This is a genomic window from Chitinophaga sp. (assembly GCF_036569125.1).
In the GTDB taxonomy this organism is placed as follows: domain Bacteria; phylum Bacteroidota; class Bacteroidia; order Chitinophagales; family Chitinophagaceae; genus Chitinophaga.
In genome coordinates, this window is sequence record NZ_DATCRF010000773.1 from 1 (window position 1) to 2,799 (window position 2,799).

Below are 2,799 nucleotides of genomic sequence, written 5' to 3' on the forward strand. Positions count from 1 at the left end.
GTGGTTATCATCCGACTACATTGCCGGTTCTATGAATGCCAATCCTGCCCTGGTGCGCAAAGAGCTGAGCGCATTAAGAGCAGCAGGGCTGGTGGAAAGTAAAGAAGGTAAAAGCGGTGGCAGCCGCCTGCGTAAACCGGCCTCCCAGATCCGCATGTCTGATGTGTTCCAGGCGGTAAAGGAAGATCATGTGTTTGGCTTCTCCCCTAACCTGCCTAATCCCGACTGCGCTGTTGGCGCAGGTATCAATGATGCGCTGGATGAATTGTTCACTGAAATAGACCACACTATTTATAACCGTCTCAAACGTATGACCCTGGCGGCTTTCACAAAGCAGGTCATTAACGCCCAGGCCTGAATAATTAAGAATGAATAATTAATAATTGAATGCAGCGGATGACTATTTTCCGCTTCAATAAATTAATTATTAATCATTAATTATTAATTACTATTACGCCGCGCCTTTCCGGGGCTCATTCCAAATTTTTTACTGAAGGCATTACTGAAATGCTGGGGAGATGAGTAACCCAGTTCATGGGCAATATCCATAAGGGGTTTATGATGCTGTTGTAATAAAAGCTCCCGCGCCTGGTCCAGCCGCTGATCATTCAGGTAACCAAATACTGTAGTGGAAAATACCTGTTTGAAACCGGCTTTCAGCTTAAACTCATTCAGGCCTGCCAGCCTTGCCAGATCGCGCAGGGAAGGCGGCTGCTGCATAGCGTTCATCAGCAGATCGCGGGCATAGTACACCTTTTCCCGGTCAGTGGCCGATAAGGCGGTGCTTACAGGTGTGCTCCCATTCTCCGACCGTTCGTATTGCTCACACTGTAAAGCCAGCAGTTCCAGCACTTTAGATTGCAGGAACAGCTTTTTAATGCCGCCTATGAACTGGCAGCTGCGGATCTCCTCCAGCACCTTTAGCATTTGCAGGGTAATGGGCTGATTATTATGCTGGTTCAGGAATACCAGCTTATTGCCGGCTACCTGCTCTGCCAAACGGTCCATTACGCGGCCGTTATTTTCTGCAAACTCCAGGAAGCGCTCGCGGGCAAAGCTAAGCGACACCATTTCTATAATATCCTGTTTCTTTATTTGTGCATTTTCTGATAAAGTGGGGTTATACAACAGGTTATGCTCCAGCCGGGAAAAATGGCAGTTGCGCTTACCGGGTAAATGGCTATTGAAATCACCTTGCAGCACAAAAAGCTGGGACACCATCGTGGGCGATTCCGACGCCAGCTCCACCGCTACATTCAGGTTTTCATATACATGCGCACTGCCGAAAGCAATATGCAGCCCGTCAAAATACATTTCCCGGAAATTGGCGGTCCCAAAAGTAAACTGCATCTTCATCTCCTCTTCTATAATGCGGGGACTTAGTAACTCCTGTGAGGTGAGCAGTTTATCTTCCCTATGCAGCACATTCCGGGAATCGTTCGTGATAACTACGGGCATAAAAAATCCGTTTAGTGTAAATTTTAATCCTTTAAATGCAACAGTTAGAAATAGGCAGTCCCCAAATTTGCACAAAAATATTCCGAATATAAAAATATAATATCCATGATTGGAATATTTAGAACGAATATCGCCACCCAACATGATAAGAAAAGGGTAATTGGGGAAATAGAAGCTAACTTTAACGTAATGGCCTGCAGCATAGATATTGAGGACTGCGACCGGGTGTTACGCATTGTGGGTCAGCAGGTAATGGAAGACGCCATTATGAGCTTTGTTAAAAGGCTGGGCTACCACTGCGACCTGCTGGATTAAGGGCCGGAAATAATACGGGAACCACGCATGAAACGTCTTCTGCCACAGAGGTAGAGGCGTTTTTCAATTTTATGAACCTATGTAATCTTGTTACAACGTGCATGCACCTCCTGACATTCATAATTAAAAATTTCCCCTCCAATTTAGGGGTACGCTAATTAACTCCCGTCATATATGCAGAAACACAAAAATTATTACTGTGTTCCTAAAATAAAAAGGTAGCTGCTACCGTCTTACAATGCACATATATATAAATCTTATATGAGAAAACACCTGATTCTGCTCATGTCGCTGGCCTGCTTTACACTGCAAGGACTGACACTGCACGCACAACAACGTTTCACAGTTAGTGGTTACGTAAAAGACCAACAGAATGGAGAAAGCCTGATCGGCATCTCCGTATCCAAAGCAGGCACCAGCCTGGGAACGGTTACCAACGAGTATGGATTCTTTTCACTCACCCTGCCCGCCGGGGAGCATGAGCTGCAATTTTCATACATTGGTTACACGCCAATTAAACAGACCATTACTCTTAACCGCAACCAGCAGCTGAACATTAAGCTGGAAAAATCCAGCAGCCAGTTAAATGAAATAGTTGTTAACGGTAAACAGGAAAAAGCAGTTAATACCCTGAATACCAGTATTAACCGCCTGGATATTGCACAAATGAAAAAGATGCCCACCTTCCTGGGTGAGGTAGATGTGCTGCGCTCCATACAAACCCTGCCTGGTGTAACCACTGTAGGGGAAGGCGCCAATGGTTTTAACGTACGCGGTGGCGCTACTGATGAAAACCTCATCCTGCTGGATGAAGCCCCACTGTACAACTCCACGCACATGCTGGGCTTTTTCTCGGTGTTTAACCCGGACGCCGTGAAAAGCCTGAACCTGATCAAAGGCGGGTTCCCGGCAGAATATGGCGGCCGTACTTCCTCTGTACTGGATATTCGTATGAAGGATGGAGATAACCAGCGCCTGGGCCTTACCGGCGGTATCGGCAACATTTTCAGCCGCCTGGCCGTGGAA

Annotated in this window: 4 protein-coding genes; 3 read left to right on the forward strand and 1 reads right to left on the reverse strand. The window is 46.4% G+C overall.

Annotated elements, in window-relative coordinates; all coding sequences use genetic code 11:
- A partial coding sequence (locus VIM87_RS28515; RefSeq protein WP_332000273.1) for an Rrf2 family transcriptional regulator occupies window positions 1-358 on the forward strand: 358 nt, incomplete at its 5' end.
- A gap of 83 nt (window positions 359-441) precedes the next feature.
- Here VIM87_RS28515 and VIM87_RS28520 read toward each other — a convergent pair.
- Window positions 442-1,458 carry an AraC family transcriptional regulator gene (locus tag VIM87_RS28520; RefSeq protein WP_332000274.1) on the reverse strand — a complete coding sequence of 339 codons (1,017 nt, stop codon included), beginning with the start codon at window positions 1,456-1,458 and terminating at the stop codon, window positions 442-444.
- 105 nt (window positions 1,459-1,563) lie between these two features.
- Between VIM87_RS28520 and VIM87_RS28525 the strand changes: the two genes are divergently transcribed.
- Complete coding sequence (locus tag VIM87_RS28525) at window positions 1,564-1,773, forward strand: hypothetical protein (protein WP_332000275.1); 210 nt, start codon at window positions 1,564-1,566, stop codon at window positions 1,771-1,773.
- A 261-nt stretch (window positions 1,774-2,034) separates the two neighbouring features.
- Window positions 2,035-2,799: carboxypeptidase-like regulatory domain-containing protein (locus tag VIM87_RS28530; protein WP_332000276.1), on the forward strand; the 765-nt coding region annotated here is incomplete at its 3' end.

What these genes read in the sequence shown, in the direction of transcription:
- VIM87_RS28525 (WP_332000275.1), top strand. Translation starts at nt 1,564, where the DNA reads ATGATTGGAATATTTAGAACGAATATCGCCACCCAACATGATAAGAAA.
- VIM87_RS28520 (WP_332000274.1), bottom strand. Translation starts at nt 1,458, where the DNA reads ATGCCCGTAGTTATCACGAACGATTCCCGGAATGTGCTGCATAGGGAA.